At 64.7% G+C, this 19,009-nt stretch carries 14 protein-coding genes; 11 read left to right on the top strand and 3 right to left on the bottom strand.

The features are described from left to right. The first annotated feature begins 9 nt into the window (after window positions 1–9). The 7 genes from HG549_RS08380 to dacB all read left to right on the top strand — a co-directional run bounded on the left by HG549_RS08380 (window position 10) and on the right by dacB (window position 8,721). On the top strand, window positions 10–384 hold the full coding sequence (locus HG549_RS08380) for a phage holin family protein (protein WP_051098817.1): 375 nt from the start codon (window positions 10–12) through the stop codon (window positions 382–384). Continuing rightward, the gene (locus HG549_RS08375) at window positions 381–710 is read left to right on the top strand and encodes a hypothetical protein (protein WP_170029061.1); all 330 of its coding nucleotides are present in this window, start codon (window positions 381–383) and stop codon (window positions 708–710) included. Before HG549_RS08380 ends, HG549_RS08375 begins: the two co-directional genes overlap by 4 nt. Window positions 711–812: 102 nt before the next feature. Continuing rightward, window positions 813–2,144 carry a deoxyguanosinetriphosphate triphosphohydrolase gene (locus tag HG549_RS08370; RefSeq protein ID WP_170029060.1) on the top strand — a complete coding sequence of 444 codons (1,332 nt, stop codon included), beginning with the start codon at window positions 813–815 and terminating at the stop codon, window positions 2,142–2,144. Between the two features lie 282 nt (window positions 2,145–2,426). Next, entirely contained in the window at window positions 2,427–3,044 is a 618-nt protein-coding gene (locus HG549_RS08365; protein ID WP_170029059.1) for a response regulator transcription factor, read from the top strand. A gap of 8 nt (window positions 3,045–3,052) precedes the next feature. After that, window positions 3,053–6,679, top strand: a complete 3,627-nt coding sequence (locus HG549_RS08360) for an ATP-binding protein (RefSeq protein ID WP_170029058.1) — start codon at window positions 3,053–3,055, stop codon at window positions 6,677–6,679. Between the two features lie 41 nt (window positions 6,680–6,720). Continuing rightward, complete coding sequence (locus tag HG549_RS08355) at window positions 6,721–7,065, top strand: YggL family protein (protein WP_004376110.1); 345 nt, start codon at window positions 6,721–6,723, stop codon at window positions 7,063–7,065. Between the two features lie 198 nt (window positions 7,066–7,263). After that, window positions 7,264–8,721, top strand: a complete 1,458-nt coding sequence (gene dacB, locus HG549_RS08350; RefSeq protein WP_170029057.1) for a D-alanyl-D-alanine carboxypeptidase/D-alanyl-D-alanine-endopeptidase — start codon at window positions 7,264–7,266, stop codon at window positions 8,719–8,721. 181 nt (window positions 8,722–8,902) lie between these two features. Here the strand turns inward: dacB and HG549_RS08345 are convergent, their stop codons facing one another. Both HG549_RS08345 and rlmKL read right to left on the bottom strand, forming a co-directional pair. Further along, complete coding sequence (locus HG549_RS08345; protein ID WP_170029056.1) at window positions 8,903–11,293, bottom strand: GGDEF domain-containing protein; 2,391 nt, start codon at window positions 11,291–11,293, stop codon at window positions 8,903–8,905. A gap of 94 nt (window positions 11,294–11,387) precedes the next feature. After that, window positions 11,388–13,580 (bottom strand): bifunctional 23S rRNA (guanine(2069)-N(7))-methyltransferase RlmK/23S rRNA (guanine(2445)-N(2))-methyltransferase RlmL, encoded by a 2,193-nt coding sequence (rlmKL, locus tag HG549_RS08340; RefSeq protein WP_170029055.1) that lies wholly within the window; start codon window positions 13,578–13,580, stop codon window positions 11,388–11,390. A gap of 560 nt (window positions 13,581–14,140) precedes the next feature. Between rlmKL and rmf the strand changes: the two genes are divergently transcribed. Further along, a complete protein-coding gene (rmf, locus tag HG549_RS08335; RefSeq protein ID WP_003248687.1) occupies window positions 14,141–14,356 on the top strand; it encodes a ribosome modulation factor in 216 nt (71 codons plus the stop codon). A gap of 147 nt (window positions 14,357–14,503) precedes the next feature. Here the strand turns inward: rmf and HG549_RS08330 are convergent, their stop codons facing one another. Further along, window positions 14,504–15,526, bottom strand: coding sequence for a quinone-dependent dihydroorotate dehydrogenase (locus tag HG549_RS08330; protein WP_170029054.1), 1,023 nt, complete (start codon window positions 15,524–15,526; stop codon window positions 14,504–14,506). Between the two features lie 157 nt (window positions 15,527–15,683). Here HG549_RS08330 and HG549_RS08325 point away from each other — a divergent pair, with 157 nt between their 5' ends. The 3 genes from HG549_RS08325 to HG549_RS08315 all read left to right on the top strand — a co-directional run bounded on the left by HG549_RS08325 (window position 15,684) and on the right by HG549_RS08315 (window position 19,002). After that, the gene (locus tag HG549_RS08325) at window positions 15,684–16,898 is read left to right on the top strand and encodes a CmpA/NrtA family ABC transporter substrate-binding protein (RefSeq protein ID WP_170029053.1); all 1,215 of its coding nucleotides are present in this window, start codon (window positions 15,684–15,686) and stop codon (window positions 16,896–16,898) included. An 11-nt stretch (window positions 16,899–16,909) separates the two neighbouring features. After that, window positions 16,910–17,485: an ANTAR domain-containing response regulator gene (locus HG549_RS08320; RefSeq protein ID WP_170029052.1), complete on the top strand. Its 576-nt coding sequence runs from the start codon at window positions 16,910–16,912 to the stop codon at window positions 17,483–17,485. Window positions 17,486–17,790: 305 nt separating this feature from the next. Continuing rightward, window positions 17,791–19,002 carry a NarK/NasA family nitrate transporter gene (locus HG549_RS08315; protein ID WP_170029051.1) on the top strand — a complete coding sequence of 404 codons (1,212 nt, stop codon included), beginning with the start codon at window positions 17,791–17,793 and terminating at the stop codon, window positions 19,000–19,002. Window positions 19,003–19,009: the final 7 nt, after the last annotated feature.

Here is a 19,009-nt window from a genome sequence, read left to right as displayed (position 1 = left end):
GGGGATACCATGGATAACGACGCCAACGGCGCCAGCGCTTCAGGCAAGCGCCTGGGCGCAGCTGCGCTGGGGCTGCTGCACAGCCATATCGAACTGTTCGGCATCGAGTTGCAGGAACAGAAGGGCCGCACCTTGAGCCTGCTGTTGTTCGCCGGCCTGGCCCTGGTGTTCGCCTTGCTGCTGCTGACCGCCTTGTCCGGGCTGTTGTTGGTGCTGCTGTGGGACAGTTATCGCCTGGCCGGGATCATCGGCCTCTGTGTGTTCTACGGCATCGCCGCACTGTACTGCGGGCTGCGCCTCAAGGCCGCGGTGTTCGACGAGTCGTCACCGTTTGGTGCCACCCTCGAGGAACTCGCCAAGGACCGGGAGCGCCTGTTGCCATGAGCCTGCCACAACTGCCAGACACGCGTAACCCGCGTGAATTGCGCAAGGCGCTGTTGCGCCTGCGCATGGAAATGCACCGCCAGGAAATCCGCCACGAATCGGCGCAGTTGCTGGAACCGCTGCGCCGCGTGCGGGGCATGGGCAACTCGCTACAGGACGGGCTGGGCATCAAGCATGCACCGCTGTGGGGCATCGGCGCCGTGGTGGCACTGGGTTTCCTCACCGGCAAGGGCGTGCGCAGCGGCAACCTCGCGCGGCTGCTGCGCCTGGGCACCAGCCTGCTACCGCTGGTGCGCCTGTATCTGCAAGGCAACCGTCGCCCTTGAGTGTTTTATTGCCGCCGGCAACGGCCCCGTTGCCGGCTTCCCCCTTGCACTGACCTTTCGGACACCCGAAGCTATAGCCCTCGATGCACAGGAGACCGCGCCTTGGACTGGCACACCCTGCTCACCCGCGAACGCCTGGGCAAAGCGCTGTACAGCGCCGATGAACTCGGGCGCAGCCCCTTTCACAAAGACCACGACCGCATCATCTTCTCCGGGGCCTTCCGCCGTCTCGGGCGCAAGACCCAGGTGCACCCGGTTTCCAGCAACGACCATATCCACACACGCCTGACCCACTCGCTGGAAGTCAGCTGCGTCGGTCGCTCGCTGGGCATGCGCGTCGGCGAAACCCTGCGCGACAGCCTGCCGGACTGGTGCGCCCCGAGCGACCTCGGCATGATCGTGCAATCGGCCTGCCTGGCCCATGACATCGGCAACCCACCGTTCGGCCACTCCGGCGAAGATGCCATCCGCCACTGGTTCCAGCAGGCTGCCGGGCGTGGCTGGCTGGATGACATGAACGACGACGAGCGCGCCGACTTCCTCAACTTCGAAGGCAACGCCCAGGGCTTTCGCGTACTCACCCAGCTGGAATATCACCAGTTCGACGGCGGTACCCGGCTGACCTACGCTACCCTCGGCACCTACCTGAAATACCCGTGGAGCGCGCGCCACGCCGACGCCCTGGGCTACAAGAAGCACAAGTTCGGCAGCTACCAGAGCGAACTGCCCCTGCTCGAGCAGATCGCCCGCAAGCTTGGCCTGCCGCAACTGGAACACCAACGCTGGGCGCGCCACCCGCTGGTCTACCTGATGGAGGCCGCCGATGACATCTGCTATGCGCTGATCGACCTGGAAGACGGCCTGGAAATGGAGCTGCTGCAATACGCCGAAGTCGAAGCGCTGCTGCTCGACTTGGTCGGCGAAGACCTGCCGGAAACCTACCGCCAGCTCGGTCCGGGCGATTCCCGGCGGCGCAAGTTGGCGATCCTGCGTGGCAAGGCTATCGAACACCTGACCAACGCCGCCGCCCGTGCCTTCGTCGAGCAACAGCAAGCCCTGCTGGCCGGCCAGCTGGCGGGCGACCTGGTCGAACACATGCATGGCCCGGCCAAACGCTGCGTGCTGCAGGCCAAGGCCATGGCGCGCAACAAGATCTTCCAGGACAAGCGCAAGACCTTGCACGAGATCGGCGCCTATACCACCCTGGAAATTCTGCTGAATACGTTCTGTGGTGCGGCCCTCGAACAGCACGGCGGGCGCACGCCCTCGTTCAAGAGCCGCCGGGTGCTGGACCTGATCGGCAATAATGCCCCTGACCCCCATGGTTCGCTGCACAGTGCTTTCTTGCGCATGATCGACTTCATCGCCGGGATGACCGACAGCTATGCCAGCGAAATGGCGCGCGAGATGACCGGGCGCTCCAGCCCGGTCTGAAGCGCACCGGGTGCAGCCCGGGCACAGCCCGAGGCTGCCACCCTGCCTGAAGGAAACTTCCTACATATACACAGGACCAACTAAACAATACGATTAAAGATAAATGATTGGTTACCAAACTTGTTTTGACATCGCATTGAATCCCCCAATTTCGTAGCCAGATTTGCTTTATCTTGTAAGCCATTTCCCATATAGGGCTAATAGCCGTTCCTCGCATGCCCGATGACTTCCAACTGCGATAAGGTGCCGCCTGTCCCCTCAATCGCCCGCAGGAAGTTGAACATGCAATCCATATTTATTGTCGACGACCATCCTGTCATCCGTCTGGCTGTGCGTATGTTGCTGGAAAACCAGAATTACCAGGTTGTCGGCGAGTCGGACAACGGCGTTGACGCCATGCAGATGATTCGCGAAACCAATCCCGACCTGGTCATTCTCGACATCAGCATCCCCAAGCTGGACGGGCTGGAGGTGCTGTCCCGCTTCCAGGCCATGGCGTTACCATTGAAGGTTCTGGTATTGACCGCACAATCACCGGCATTGTTTGCCGTACGCTGCATGCACTCGGGTGCCGCCGGCTATGTATGCAAGCAGGAGGACCTGAGCGAATTGCTCAGTGCAATCAAGGCGGTATTGGCCGGTTATAACTATTTCCCCAGCCAGGCGATAAAGCACAACCAGGCGATGGATGCCGACCTGCAACTTTTCCGCCAGGTGAACGACCGCGAACTGATGGTGCTGCAGCTGTTTGCCCAAGGCCGCAGCAACAAGGAAATTGCCAAGGGCATGTTCCTCAGCAGCAAGACCGTCAGCACCTACAAGAAGCGCCTGATGCACAAACTCCAGGTCGACACGCTGGTCGACCTGATCGAAATGGCCAAGCGCAACGCACTGGTCTGAGGATGGTCATGGCGCGCCCTATCGCTCGCCTGCTGCTCGCCCTGCTCCTGCTCAGCAGCGTGGCACAGGCTACCCATCAAGAAGCCTCTTCCTACACGTTGCTGGCCCGGTCATCGGCCCGCCCCGCCCAGCCAGCGCTTACCGCCGAACAACGGCAATGGCTCGACAGCCGTCAGGAACTGGTGCTGGGCACCTCGGCACCGGACTACCCACCCTTCGACATCACCAGTGGCGGCCGCGACTACCAGGGCCTGACCGCCGAGTACGCCAGCCTGATCGGCAAGGCCCTGCAGTTGCCGGTCAGGGTACTGCGCTTTTCCAGCCGGCAGGCGGCGGTGGAGGCGTTGCGCCACGGCGACATCGACCTGCTTGGCAGTGCCAATGGCTACGAGGCAGCCAGCGACGGCCTGGCGCTCTCGCACCCCTACGCCATCGACCAACCGGTGCTGGTAACCCGTGAAGACGAAAGCCGGGTTCTGGACATGGGCTTGCCCGGCATGCGCCTGGGCATGCTCTACCACTACCTGCCCAGGCAGGAGGTCCTCGGCACCTACCCCAAGGCCGAGCTACTGGCCTTCGGCTCTTCCAGCCAGGCCTTGAATGCCGTGGCGTTCGGCCAGGCGGACGTGTTCATCGGGGATACCATTTCCACCCATTACCAGCTCAACCGCGGCCACTTGCCGCGCCTGCGCATGGCCAACTTCGGCAAGCACGAAGCCATCGGCTTCGGCTTTGCCCTGCGCCAGCAGGACATGCTACTGATGGAGCTGGTGAATACCGTGCTGGACAGCCAGCCCCCCGCCATACGCGCCAGTATCTTCAAACGCTGGAGTGCCGGCAGCGATTTGTTGCTGACCGACCGCAAGCTGCAACTGACCGAGGCCGAAGAGCAATGGTTGCGCGACCACCCGGTGATGCGTGTGGCGATCGATGACACAGCCGCACCGGTGTCCTACTTCGATGGCGCGGGGCATTTTCGCGGCATTACCGCCGACCTGCTGGAACTCATCCGCCTGCGTACCGGCTTGCGCTTCGAAGTGCAGCGCGCCAGTGGCATCGCCGACATGATTGCCCGCCTCAAGGACGGACGCGCGGATGTCATCGCCGCATTGGCCACCGGCGGCGACGCCGAGGACAACCTGCAGATCAGCCGCCCTTACCTGGAAAGCGCCTACGTACTGGTCAGCCGCAAGGACAACGAGGCACCGGCCTCGCTGGAACAGTTGCACGGGCGTCGCATCGCCATTACCCGCTACAGCGCCATGGACGCGATGCTGTCACAGCACTATCCACAAATCGGCTGGATCGAGACGGAAAGCACGTTCTACTCCATGGCATTGCTCAACAGCGGCGCCGTCGATGCAGTGATTACCACCCTGGTCGACGCCAACCATGCCCTGGCCAGCAATCCCGAGCTGGTCATCCGCACCACTGTCGGTAGCGAACCCGCCAATTTCGCCATGGCGACCAGCGCCTCGTCGCAGGTGCTGGTCTCGATCCTCGACAAGGCCCTGCTGAGCATCTCGCCGGAGGAGCTGGGGGTAATCAACAACCGCTGGCGCGGCTTCGACCTGCACGATGACGGCAACGGCCGGGATTACCGTCGCCTCGCGGTACAGCTGGTACTGGGCGCAGCCGTGCTGTTGCTGCTGGCGCTGCTCTGGAACGCCCGCCTGCGCCTGCAGATTCGCCAGCGGCAACGCGCCGAGCGCGCGCTGAACGACCAACTGGCGTTCATGCGCGCGCTGCTCAACGGCACGCCTCACCCCATGTACGTGCGTGACCGCGAGGGCTGCCTGCAAAGTTGCAACTTCAGCTACCTGGAAGCCGTGCAGGCGCGCTCCGAGGAGGTCATTGGCAAACGCCTGAAAGACAGCCTGTTCGCCGAGTACGAGCATATTCGCCAGATCGAGGCGGACTACCTGAAGGTGATGGCAGTCGGCACCCCGCTGATCATGGACCGGCCGCTACGGATCAAGGGCCGTGAGATGACCATTTACCACTGGATCCTGCCGTATCGCGACTCGCTGGGCGAGGTCCAGGGCATCATCGGCGGCTGGATCGACATCAGCGACCGCCGCCAACTGGTCATGGAACTGCGCCAGGCCAAACAGCAGGCCGACGATGCCAACCGCGCCAAGAGCACGTTCCTGGCCACCATCAGCCACGAGATCCGCACCCCGATGAACGCGGTCATCGGCATGCTGGAACTGGCGGTCAAGCGTGCCGACCAGGGCCGGGTGGACCGCAGCGCTCTGGAACTGGCGCACCACTCGGCAAAGGACCTGCTGGGCCTGATCGGCGACATCCTCGATATCGTGCGCATCGAGTCAGGGCACTTGACCCTCGCCCCGGAAACCGTCGACCTGGCGGCCCTGGTCGAATCGGTAGGGCGCATTTTCGAGGGCCAGGCACGGCAGAAAGGCCTCGCCCTGGAAGTGATGATCGCCCCCGCGGCACGCTGCCATGCACTGCTCGACCCACTGCGTTTCAAGCAGGTGTTGTCCAACCTGGTGAGCAACGCCATCAAGTTCACCGAACATGGCCAGGTGCGCATCAATGTCAGCCTGGATGAGGCCTGCACCCCGGCGGTGCTGGAGCTGGAGGTGCGCGACAGTGGCATTGGCATACCCGCTGACGACCTGCAACGCCTGTTCAACCCCTTCATCCAGGCCAACCCGCACAGCCAGGGCGCTCGCGCGGGCACCGGCCTGGGCCTGGCCATCTGTCGCAACCTGTGCGAAATGATGGGCGGCGACCTGAGCATCAGGAGCCTGGAAGATGTCGGTACCCAGGTGCGCCTGAAGATGCCGCTGCAGCGGGTAGACGCCCCCACGCTGCAGGCCCCGTTGCCTGAAGAACTCGACGTGCCCGACCCACGGCTGAGCGTGCTGGTGATCGACGACCATCCGGCCAACCTGCAGTTGATGGCGCAACAGCTTGGTTACCTGGGCCTGGACCATGCCAGTGCCCACGATGGCCGTGAAGGCCTGGCTACCTGGCGGGCGGGCGACTTCGATGTGCTGGTACTCGACTGCAACATGCCACACATGAACGGCTATCAGCTGGCCTCTGCGGTTCGTACCGAAGAGCGCCATGGCAAGCGCTCGCGCTGCACCATTCTCGGCTACACCGCCAATGCGCAACCGGAGGTGCGGCGCAAATGCCTGAGCGCCGGCATGGACGACTGCCTGCTCAAGCCCATCAGCCTCAGCACGCTCAGCCAGCGCCTGGCCGGCATCCGCCCGCGGCGCCAGCAAAAACCCCGGCGCAAGCTGTATCACCTGGACGGGCTGGCTCCAGTGGTCGGGCATGACCCCAACGACCGCCAGCGCTTCCTGGAAGCCCTGCAGCAAAGCCTGCAGGCCGACCTGGCCACGCTCATGGCACTGCATCCGGAGCACGACAGCGGGGCCATCGGCGAACAGGCGCACAAGGTGCTCAGCGCCGCACGCATGCTCGAAGCTCCCGAGCTGATGGCGGCCTGCGAAGCCCTGGAGGCCGGCGGCTTGTCCACCCTCCAGCTGCGCCGGCGGCGCCAGGCACTGGCGCGGCACATGTGCCGGGTGGAACGGGCCCTGGCCAGGGAACTGGCTACCGATAGCTGCACACAGGCAGGCAGCCAGGCGTGTTAACTGGTAGACTGCGCGGCGTTATTACCTAAGAGGATTGTTTCATGGCCACAAACCGCTCCCGTCGTCTGCGCAAGAAGCTGTGTGTCGACGAGTTTCAGGAATTGGGCTTCGAGCTGAACCTGGAATTCAAGGAAGATCTGGATGACCAGGCAATCGATGCTTTCCTCGACGCGTTCCTGGCAGAAGCCATGGACGCCAACGGCCTGGACTATGTAGGCGGTGACGATTTCGGCCTGGTGTGCTCGGTCAAACGCGGCTCGGTCAGCGAAGAACAGCGTGCAGCCGTTGAAGCCTGGCTCAAGGGCCGCAGCGAACTGACCAAGATCGAAGTCAGCCCGCTGCTGGACGCCTGGTACCCGGAAAAGCCGATCAACAAGGCCGAGTAATACCGGCCCGATCGCTGAAAAGGCCACCTTCATGGTGGCCTTTTTCATGGCCAGTGGTTTTGCCATGGGTGGTGCTTTTCTATCGAACGTGGCGCATCGTCGCTGCGCTTGGGGCATAATGCGCATTCTTTCATCCTGGGGCCATCATCCTTTACAGCCCCAATGCCCTTTCCCCTCGCCGTAGGGTATTTACTCACTATGATCAAAAAGCTTCGTCCCCTCATGCTTGCCGGCCTGCTGCTGCCATTCGCCCTGCCCAGCCAGGCCGCCGCCGTCAATACCACCCTGCCCCCCAAAGTGCAGCAGGCCCTCAAGGCCAACAAGCTGCAGGACTCGGCGCTGTCGCTGGTGATGCTGCCGCTGGACGGCCCTGGTACACCGACCGTATTCAACGCAGATGTGTCGGTAAACCCGGCCTCGACCATGAAACTGGTCACCACCTACGCCGCCCTCGAACTGCTTGGCCCGACCTTCCAGTGGAAGACCGAGTTCTACACCGATGGCACGCTCAGCAACGGGGTGCTCAACGGCAACCTGTACCTCAAAGGCGGCGGCGACCCGAAACTGAACATGGAAAAGCTGTGGCTGCTGATGCGTGACCTGCGTGCCAATGGCGTGCGCACCATCACCGGCGACCTGGTGCTGGACCGCAGCCACTTCGTGCAGCCCAACCTGCCGCAGTTCAACGATGATGGCGGCGATGAGAACAAGCCGTTCCTGGTCAAGCCGGACTCGCTGATGATCAACCTCAAGGCCCTGCGCTTCGTGGCCCGCAATGATGGCGGCAAGGTCACCATTGCGGTCGAGCCGCCGATTGCCAGTATCCGCATCGACAACCAGGTCAAGGCGGTAGCCTCCCGGCAGTGCGCGGGTGATGTGCGCTACAACCCGGTGCCGCAGGCCGATGGCATCAGCGTGACGGTCAGCGGCCAGCTGGGTGAAGGCTGCAACTCGCAGACCTACCTGTCGCTGCTTGACCACCCGACCTACGCCGCCGGTGCCGTGCGCGCGATCTGGAACGAGCTGGGTGGCAGCATCCAGGGTGGCGACCGCTTCGAGAACGTGCCCAAGGGTGCGCGCCTGCTGGCCCGGGCCTTCTCGCCAGACCTGGTGGAAGTGATCCGCGACATCAACAAATACAGCAACAACACCATGGCCCAGCAACTGTTCCTGAGCCTTGGCGCGCAGTTCCGCACCGATGCCGATGGCGACGATGCCCGCGCCGCCCAGCGCGTGGTGCGTCAATGGCTGGCGAAGAAGGGCATTACCGCACCGCACCTGGTCATGGAAAACGGCTCCGGCCTGTCGCGCGCCGAGCGGGTCAGCACGCGGGAAATGGCGGCAATGCTGCAGGCCGCCTGGAAAAGCCCGTACGCCGCCGAGTTCATCAGCTCGATGCCGCTGGTGGGCATGGACGGCACCATGCGCAAGCGCCTGAAACGTACGGCGATGTCGGGTGAAGGGCACATCAAGACCGGCACCCTGAACACCGTGCGGGCGATCGCCGGCTTCAGCCGCGACAGCAATGGCCATACCTGGGCGGTGGCGGCAATCCTCAACGACCCGAAACCGTGGGGCGCATCGCAGGTGCTCGACCAGGTGCTGCTGGACCTGTACCGCCAGCCGAAGCTGGCTGGCAGCACTGCGGCCAACTGACCGCAGCGGCCCGGCAACACAGGGCCGGCTGACCCGGTCGGTGTAGGAGCGGCCTTGTGTCGCGATGGGCTGCGCAGCAGCCCCCAGCCATTTGGTATTGCGAAGCTGGAGTCCTGGGGCTGCGTTGCAGCCCATCGCGACACAAGGCCGCTCCTACATCGATCGCGCCCGCCATGGCCGATCAGGCCGACTCCCCCTCCACCCGGTCGCGCCCGGCCTGCTTGGCCGCGTACACCCCGGCATCGGCGCGCAGCAGCAAGGCATCGGCACCCTCTCCTCGCCGCCAACCCGCTACCCCAAAGCTGGCAGTCACCCTGCCCACACCCTCCACCGGCACATTGCGCACCCCTTGCCACAGCTCCAGCGCCAGCTGCCGCGCCTGCTCGGCATTACTGCCTGGGCACAGCACCATGAATTCCTCGCCACCCAGCCGGCAGAACACATCGGTACGCCGCAAACGCTGGGCAATGCGCAAGCACAAACTGCGCAGCACACGGTCACCGACGGCGTGGCCGAAGCGGTCATTGATGCGTTTGAAATGATCGATGTCGAGCATGATCACCGCCAGCGCCTGGCCATCGCGCTGGGCCCGTTCCAGCTCGGACTTCAAGCGCTCCTGGAAATAGCGACGGTTGTGAATGCCGGTCAGCGAATCGGTCACCGACAGCGTCCGCAACTCCTCTTCCACGCTCTTGAGGTCGGAGATATCGGTCAGGTAGCCATGCCATAGGGTGCAGCCCTGCTCGCCCACCTCCGGCGTCGCCTCGCCACGCACCCAGCGCAACCCGGCACGCGGCAGGCAGACCCGGTACTCCTCGCGCCAGGGCGACAGGTGCTCGGCCGAGTAACGCACCGAACGGCGTACCCGCTCGAGGTCATCGGGGTGGATACGCTCGAACACGGCCGTCGCATCCTCGCGCAACTGCTGCAGGTCGACTTCGTAGATGTCGTACAGGCCCATGCTGGCATAGGGGAAACACGAATGGCCATCGCCATCCAGGCGGTACTGGTAGATGCCGCCCGGCACTTCGGCAGTGAGCTTTTCCAGGAGCCGATCACGCGCCGCCAGCGCCTCATGTACCCGACGCCGTTCGGTGACATCGATGCAGATCGCCAGGTAGCCCGTCCACAAGCCTTGTTCATCGAGCATGGCGGTGACCAGCATGTTGGCCACCAGCTGGCTGCCATCGGCGCGCAACAGCGTCCACTCCCCCGGCTCGGCACCATGCGCCTGCACCGTCTCGGCGAACATGGCCTGGCCGCCGGCGATCGGTCGGCCGTAACGCAGGCTCAAGGCGTGGGCGCGCTGGCTCAATTCCTCGGCCAGTACCAGGTCTTCCAGGTGCAGTTGGCCAATCGCCTCGCTGGCCGGGTAACCGAGCATGCGCTCGGCACCCGCGTTGAAGGTGCTGATGACGCCCTTGAGGTTGGTGGCGATGATCGCCACCTGGGTCGCGGCATCCAGCACGCTGCGCAGCTGATTATGGGTGCCGCGCAGGGCTTGCTCGCTGACCCGCAGCTCGGCGCTGCGCTGCTCGACCAGGGCCAGGGCACGCTGGCGCTGGCTGAACAGGCTGTGGAACAGCACGCTGAGCAGCAGGCTCAACAAGCCGCCCAGCAAGCTCACCGCCAGCACTGCGGAGGAACGGTTGGCCTGCATGAACGCCAGGCTCGGCCTGATGCCCAGCTGATAGTGGTGGTCGGCCAGGTGCAGCAGTTGGTTGCTGGCCAGCGCCAGGGGGGCTACCGGGTTCTGCGAATCGAACAGCACTTCGGGGCCACGCGAGCCGGCGGGATCGACGATACGCACGACCAGGTTGTCGTCTGCCACCGCCGGTTGCCCGTCACTGACCAGTTCAAGCATGCTCAGCAAGGCCACCACGTAGCCGATTGCTGCGCCGCTGGGCGCGGAATCGGCAAACACCGGCGCCACCATCAGCAGGCCGCGTGCGTCCGAGCGCCCATCGAACAGGGGCAGTGATCCGGAAACCGCCATGCTGCCTGGCCCGAGCGCCCGCGCCAGTGCCGCCCGGGACGTGGCCTGGCCGGCGAGGTCGAGCCCATAGGGCAACCCAGGCAATTCGCCCGACTGGGTATAGAACACCGGGAAGTAATGGTCACGCAGCGGGGCGGGGTGCCACTGGCCATGTTCGTCCTGGTCCCGCACTACATAACCCGGGCCAAGATACACGCTGGCCTGGCGCTCGAACTCGGCGCGTTGTGCAGCTTCCACACGCGGCGCCCAGGCATAGGCCAGGGTCCGCTGCAACAATGGCCGGGCGTAGGCGTTGAATGCCTGCGGGGTGACTGCCTCGGCCAAGCTGAAAAACCGCCGCAGCCCGTCCAGGCGCTGCTGCTGTTGGTCAAGGCGCTCGGCGATACGGCTGAAGCGCTCGCTGGCCAGCAGCTCGAAGCGCTGGCGCAACTGCTGCTTGTAGAAAGTTTGCGCGGCAAGCGCCAGCACGGCGGTCAGCAGGCCGCCCACCAGCAGGGCGACCAGCGCCACAGCCCAGGCGGGCACCCCCTCTGTGCACAGGCCAAGCAACCGCGCACGCACGCCACCCTTCGACATACACCCGTCTCGTCAAGCCAGCGTCCTGCGGATTATCTTGCCCTGCTGTCATTTATAGCTATTGGCCATTAGCCGCGCAATGTACCTCGTCGCCTCACCGCAGCTGCAAACGCCAGGCGCGATGAATGCGGTTGTTGCGGGCGAAATCCGGGTCCAGCGTCTGGGCGGTGATTTCCTCCACGGCGTAACGCGTCATCAGGTGCTCGTCGAGCTGGAACTTGCGGAAGTTGTTGGAGAAATACAACACACCGCCCGGAGCCAGGCGGGCCATGGCCAGGTCCAGCAGTTGCACGTGGTCCCGCTGCACGTCGAACACACCCTCCATGCGCTTGGAGTTGGAGAAGGTCGGCGGGTCGATGAAAATCAGGTCGTAGCTGTCGCGGTTGCCTTCCAGCCAGGCCATCACATCACCCTGCTCCAGGCGGTTGCGTTCGGAGAAACCGTTGAGCGCCAGGTTGCGCCGCGCCCAGTCCAGGTAGGTTTTCGACAGGTCGACGCTGGTGGTACTGCGCGCCCCGCCCTTGGCGGCGTGCACGGTGGCCGTGGCGGTGTAGCAGAACAGGTTGAGGAAGCGCTTGCCGGCGGCCTCGCGCTGGATGCGCATGCGCATCGGGCGGTGGTCGAGGAACAGCCCGGTATCGAGGTAATCGGTGAGGTTGACCAGCAGCTTGACGCCGCCTTCGCGCACTTCCTGGAAGCGCCCTTCGGTGGCCTGACGCTCGTACTGGCGCGTACCGCTCTGCCGTTCACGGCGCTTGAGCACCACCCGCTGCGGGGCAATGCCCAGCGCCTGGGGGATGGCTGCCAGCGCGTCGAGCAGGCGTGCCTGGGCCTTGTCCGGGTCGACCGAACGTGGCGCGGCGTACTCCTGCACGTGCACCCAGTCCTGGTACAGGTCGACTGCCAGGGCATATTCGGGCATGTCGGCATCGTACAGGCGGTAGCAATCGACCTGCTCGCGACGCGCCCACTTGCCCAGTTGCCGAAGGTTTTTCTGCAGGCGGTTGGCGAACATCTGCGCCCCTTCCGACAGGCGCGCCGGCTGGCTGGCCACCGGCGCCTGCGCATCGAGGTCTGCGCCTTGCGCGGGCAGCTCGCGGCGCTCGCCGGTCACGAACTGGTCAGGCTGCACCTTGAACAGCAACAGCTTGCACGGCAAGGCGCCGTTCCAGAACGCGTACTGCTTGTGGCTGCGAATGCCCATGCGCTTGCCCAGCTGCGGCGCGCCGGTGAATACCGCGGCCTCCCAGCCCATGCAGGCCTGGCGCAGGCGCTCGCCGAGGTTCTGGTAGAGATACAGCAGGCTGGCTTCGTCACCCAGGCGCTCGCCGTAGGGCGGGTTGCTGATGACCAGGCCTTTCTGGTTCTGGTCCGGGCGCGGCTCGAAGGTGCTGACCTCGCCCTGGTAGATCTTCACCCAGTCGCCCAGGCCGGCACGCTCGACGTTATTGCGGCCGGGCTGGATCAAGCGTGGGTCGGCCTCGTAGCCACGGATCCACAGCGGCGGCCTGGCCAGGCCGGCTTCGGCCCGTGCCTGCGCTTCTTCATGCACCTTGCGCCACAGCGCCGGCACGTGGCCGAGCCAGGCACTGAAGCCCCAACGTTCACGCTTGAGGTTGGGCGCGATGTCGGCGGCGATCATCGCGGCTTCGACCAGGAAGGTACCGACACCGCACATCGGGTCGGCCAGCGCGCCCCCTTCGGCGGCAATGCGTGGCCAGCCGGCACGGATCAGCACCGCCGCCGCCAGGTTTTCCTTCAGCGGCGCGGCGCCTTGCTGCAAGCGGTAGCCACGCTGGTGCAGGCTGTGCCCGGAAAGGTCGAGGGAGAGGATGGCTTCACCACGGTCCAGGCGCAGATGCACGCGTACGTCAGGGTCGATCTTTTCCACCGACGGGCGCAGGCCTTCGCGGTTGCGCAGCTTGTCGACGATCGCATCCTTGACCTTCAGCGCACCGAAGTGGGTGTTGTCGATGCCCGAGCCGTGGCCGCTGAATTCCACCGCCAGGGTGCCATCGGCAGCCAGGTGGTCGGCCCAGTCGACCGCGTGCACGCCGTCGTAGAGATCGTCGGCGTTCTTCATGGAGAAGCGCTTGAGCACCAGCAGCACGCGGTTGGCCAGGCGTGACCACAGGCACAGGCGGTAGGCGGTTTCCATGTCGGCGGCGCCGCGAATGGCCGAGGTGTGCTCACGCACCTCATCCAGGCCGAGGCTGCGCGCCTCTTCGGCAAGCAGGCCTTCCAGGCCTTTGGGGCAAGTGAGATAAAGTTCGAAACGGTCCGACATGAGTAATCCAGCGCCTTGGGCTATTTGACTGACGGGGCAACGCATCGCCCCGCGATGTTTGCCGCACCCCTTTCCAGCAGGTGTGCGGGTGGCCTTCCCCGGCACGCGAGCGTGCGGTGAACGGCCGGGCCGCCTGACCAATCTGCGCCTGGCCCAGCGGCAAGGACAGCTTAGATCATCAGGCAGTACGTAAAATTCTGGCGACGGCGGGGCCAATGTGACCCTTCGTCGCATTTCAAATTATTTCCATCATCCGCCAGCAACGCTGGCGAAATGGCGTCAAGGTTCGGCAAACCCTGATCATAGCGGGCTCAACGCTAAACAAGGTTGAGTCGCATTTATTTACTTATCCCGTCACCCTTGGAAAGGTTACGTCCTTATGACAAATCGATCATTCACACCGTGACCCGCATTCGATAGAACTGGTCTCAGGCCGCTTCGCAACGAGGCGGCACTTTCAGCTCGCCACGCCGGCAGCGAGCGCACACCGGCAGAAAGACTCTGCCCGGCCTCGGAGAGGCCGACGGGACATTACAGTCAACAAGTGAGGGCAACACCCTATGAGAAGACTTAAGCGTGATCCGTTGGAAAGAGCATATTCACGTGGCTACCAATACGGGGTCACCGGCAAATCCCGCGAACTTTGCCCCTTCAATCTTCCTTCTGTTCGCCAAGCCTGGATCAACGGCTGGCGTGAAGGTCGCGGTGATAACTGGGACGGAATGACTGGCACCGCTGGCATCCATAGACTCAACGAAAATCACGCCGTTGGCTGAACGAGGACACTGAATTCGATTTACCATGCACGCCCTATCCGGGCGGCGGGCGAAGGCCCAGGGGCCCCTTGATGGGGCCCTTTTTTATGGCTTCGATTCGGCATCCACCCTGGCTTTTGCGGTTCCCCGGCAAATGGGCCCGTCAGGTCAACGCGGCATCGCGGCGATCGCGTCGACCGCCTCGCGAATCAGCGCCGGCCCCTTGTAGATGAAGCCCGAGTAGATCTGCACCAGGCTTGCACCGGCAGCGATCTTTTCCGCAGCATGGCGGCCTTCGGTAATGCCGCCGGCAGCGATGATCGGCAACTTGCCGCCCAGCTCGCCCGCCAGCACCTTGACGATATGGGTGCTCTTCTCCAGTACCGGCGCGCCCGACAGGCCGCCGGCCTCGCCGCCGTACGGCAGCCCTTCGACACCTTCACGGCCCAGCGTGGTGTTGGTGGCGATCACCGCATCCATGCCCGACTCCATCAGCGCGGCGGCCACCAGGGCGGTTTCTTCATCGCTCATGTCCGGGGCAATCTTGATCGCCAGCGGCACACGCTTGCCATGCGCACCAGCCAGTTGCTCACGGCGCTCGGCCAGGGCGTCGAGCAGTTGCTTGAGCGAATCGCCGAACTGCAGGCTGCGCAGGCCAGGGGTGTTTGGCGAGCTGACATTGACGGTGATGTAGCTGGCGTCGGTGTAGACCTTGTCCAGGCAGATCAGGTAGTCATCCACGGCGCGCTCGACCGGGGTGTCGAAGTTCTTGCCGATGTTGATGCCCAGCACGCCTTTGTAACGTGCTGCGCGCACCCGGCCGAGCAGGTGGTCGACGCCCAGGTTGTTGAAGCCCATGCGGTTGATGATCGCGGTGGCCTCCGGCAGGCGGAACAGGCGCGGCTTGGGGTTGCCCGGCTGCGGGCGTGGGGTGACCGTGCCGATCTCGACAAAGCCGAAGCCCAGCTGGGCGAAACCGTCGATGGCCGCGCCGTTCTTGTCCAGGCCGGCCGCCAGGCCTACCGGGTTGGCGAAGTTCAAGCCCATGACCGTGACCGGCAATGCCAGCGGCTGCTTGCACAGCACGCCGTTGAGGCCAAGCCGGCCACCGGCACCGATCAGGTCCAGGGAAAGGTCGTGGGAGGTTTCCGGAGAAAGCTTGAACAGCAGCTGGCGGGCCAGGGTATACATGGGCGGCGAGGCTCGGGGTGAATGAGGGGGCGATTATAGCCAGCGCGCAGCCGGCATGACAGCAAATCGTGGGGTAACTGCGCCAGTGCTGCCGCCAGATGGCACATCGGTTGCACCAGACAAGCCCACAGCCTTATCAGTACGGGCGAGGAACCTTGTGAACACAGCACCCCGAGCAATGCCCCTGGCCTGGGTCAACGGCAGCGACGCGCCGGAAAAGCCCAGCCTGAATATCGGCTACATGGCACTGACCGACTGCGCCTCGGTGGTGGTCGCCGCCACCCAGGGCTTTGCCCAGCAGCATGGCCTTACCCTGAACCTCAAGCGCCAGGGTTCCTGGGCTGGGCTGCGTGACAAACTGGTCAGCGGCGAGCTGGATGCCGCACATTGCCTGTACGGCCTGGCCTATGCCGTGCACCTGGGCATCGGCGGCGTACCGGCCAGCGCCATGGCCGTGCTCATGGGGCTGAACCAGAACGCCCAGGCGATCAACCTGTCGCCGGCCCTGCAACGCAAGGGCGTGACCAACCCCGAGGCATTGGCGCGCCTGGTGCACCAGCATGGCGCACGGCTGACCTTCGCCCAGACCTTCCCCACCGGCACCCATGCCATGTGGTTGTATTACTGGCTGGCCAGCCAGGGCATCCACCCGTTGCGCGACGTCGACAGCGTGGTGGTGCCGCCAGCGCAGATGGCTGCGCACATCCAGGCCGGGCGCATCGACGGCTTCTGCGTGGGCGAACCTTGGGCTGCCGATGCGGTGGCCAGGGGCCAGGGCTTCACCCTGGCCACCAGCCAGTCGATCTGGCCGGACCACCCGGAAAAGGTCCTCGCCTGTGCCCGTGCCTTCAGCGAACAGTACCCCAACAGCGCCCGCGCGCTGATCAAGGCGATCCTCGCCGCCAGCCGCTTCATCGAGCAAAGCCCGGAGAACCGCCGCAGCACCGCACAGCTGCTCAGTGGCAGCGCCTACCTGGACACCCCGCTGGAGCGCATCGAACCGCGCCTGCTCGGCCATTACCAGGACGGCCTGGGCAATCACTGGCAAGACCCGCACGCCCTGCGCCTGCACGACCATGGCCAGGCCAACCTGCCCTACCTGTCCGACGGCATGTGGTTCATGACCCAGTTCCGCCGCTGGGGCCTGCTGCGCGAAGACCCCGACTACCTCGGCGTGGCCAGCCAGGTGCAGCAACTGGCCCTGTACCGTGAAGCGGCACAGTGCCTGGGCGTGGCCTGCCCCGAGCAGCCCATGCGCAGCAGCCTGCTGATCGACGGTACCCGCTGGGATGGCAGCGACCCCTACGCCTATGCCCGCAGTTTCCGCCTGCATGCCCTGGGCGAGCTGCCCGATGCTCGCGTCGGCGCGTAAGGGGGATGAGCATGTTGCGTATCCTGCTGATCGACGATACCCAGAACAAACTCGGCCGTCTCAAGGCGGCACTGAGCGAGGCCGGTTTCGAGGTGATCGAAGCCCCAGGCCTGACCATCGACCTGCCTGCCTGCGTCGAAACAGTGCGCCCGGACGTGGTGCTGATCGATACCGATTCACCAGACCGTGACGTGATGGAGCAGGTGGTACTGGTCAGCCGGGACCAGCCACGCCCGATTGTGCTGTTTACCGACGAACACGACCCCGCGGTGATGCGCCAGGCGATCCAGGCCGGCGTCAGCGCCTACATCGTCGAAGGCATCCATGCCGCACGGCTGCAGCCGATCCTGGATGTGGCCATGGCCCGCTTCGAAAGTGACCAGGCGCTGAAGGCGCAGTTGCAGGCGCGCGACCAGCAACTGGCCGAGCGCAAGCGTGTCGAGCAGGCCAAGGGCTTGCTGATGAAAATGAAGGACTGCAACGAGGAACAGGCCTACACCCTGATGCGCCGGCAGGCCATGAGCCGCCAGCAGAAGCTGATCCAGGTAGCCGAGCAGATCATCGCCATGCACGAGATGCTCGGTTAGCAACCTGCTTCACGCGCCCCCCTGTAGGAGCGGCCTTGCGTCGCGATGGGCTGCGCAGCAGCCCCGGCAATCTGTGCTGCGGGCTGAAAGTCGGGGCTGCTGCGCAGCCCATCGCGACGCAAGGCCGCTCCTACAAATACCCGGTCGCTTGGCAAAGTTGGCCCATCTCTTGCTGAACGAATTGCACCGGTAACCAACGGCGGTTGCCCACTTGATCCCGACAAAGACGTCGCTCTCCCCTCCACACCCGTGGAGCGGGAAGCGGCGTCTTTTTCGTTCCGCTGCATTGCCAAGTGAGGTGTTCGATGAGTACCAGCTTCTGGAAATCCGGGCATGTGCCCACCCTGTTCGCCGCGTTCCTGTACTTCGACCTCAGCTTCATGGTCTGGTACTTGCTCGGCCCGCTGGCGGTGCAGATTGCCGCCGACCTGCAACTGAGCGCACAACAACGGGGCCTGATGGTGGCCACACCGATCCTGGCCGGGGCGATCCTGCGCTTCGCCATGGGTGTGCTGGTCGACCGCCTGTCGCCGAAAACCGCCGGGTTGATCGGCCAGGTGGTGGTCATCGTCGCGCTTGCGGCAGCCTGGCACCTGGGCGTGCGCAGCTATGAACAGGCGCTGCTGCTGGGCGTGTTCCTCGGCTTTGCCGGTGCCTCGTTCGCCGTGTCGCTGCCGCTGGCCTCGCAGTGGTACCCACCGCAGCATCAGGGCAAGGCCATGGGTATTGCCGGGGCCGGCAACTCCGGCACGGTGTTCGCCGCCCTGTTGGCACCGGCGCTGGCCGCAGGCTTTGGCTGGAACAACGTGTTCGGCTTCGCGCTGATACCGCTGTCGCTGGCACTGCTGGTGTTCGCCCTGCTGGCACGCAATGCCCCGCAGCGGCCCAAGCCGAAAGCCATGGCCGACTACCTCAAGGCCCTGGGCGACCGCGACAGCTGGTGGTTCATGTTCTTCTACAGTGTCACCTTCGGTGGCTTCATTGGCCTGGCCAGCGCCCTGCCCGGCTACTTCAGCGACCAGTACCGCCTGAGCCCGGTCACCGCCGGCTACTACACCGCCGCCTGCGTGTTCGCCGGCAGCCTGATGCGCCCGCTCGGCGGCGCGCTTGCCGACCGCTTCGGCGGCATCCGCACCCTGCTGGGCATGTACAGCGTGGCGGCCATCTGCATCGCTGCGGTCGGCTTCAACCTGCCCAGCGCGGCCGCCGCCCTGGCGCTGTTCGTCAGTGCCATGCTGGGCCTTGGTGCCGGCAATGGCGCAGTGTTCCAGCTGGTGCCGCAACGCTTCCGCCAGGAGATCGGCGTGATGACCGGGCTGATCGGCATGGCCGGCGGCATCGGTGGCTTCCTGCTGGCGGCCGGTCTCGGCACCATCAAGCAGCACACCGGTGACTACCAATTGGGCTTGTGGCTGTTCGCCAGCCTGGGCCTGCTGGCCTGGTTCGGCCTGCATGGCGTCAAACAGCGCTGGCGCACCACCTGGGGCTCGGCAGCCGTTACCGCGGCGCGGGTCTGAGGCACAC

Origin of the sequence: Pseudomonas sp. SK, from assembly GCF_012975065.1 — a bacterium.
Classification (GTDB): Bacteria; Pseudomonadota; Gammaproteobacteria; order Pseudomonadales; family Pseudomonadaceae; genus Aquipseudomonas; species Aquipseudomonas anuradhapurensis.
Note: the sequence above shows the minus strand (reverse complement) of the source record. Positions and strands in the feature narration are given on the sequence as shown.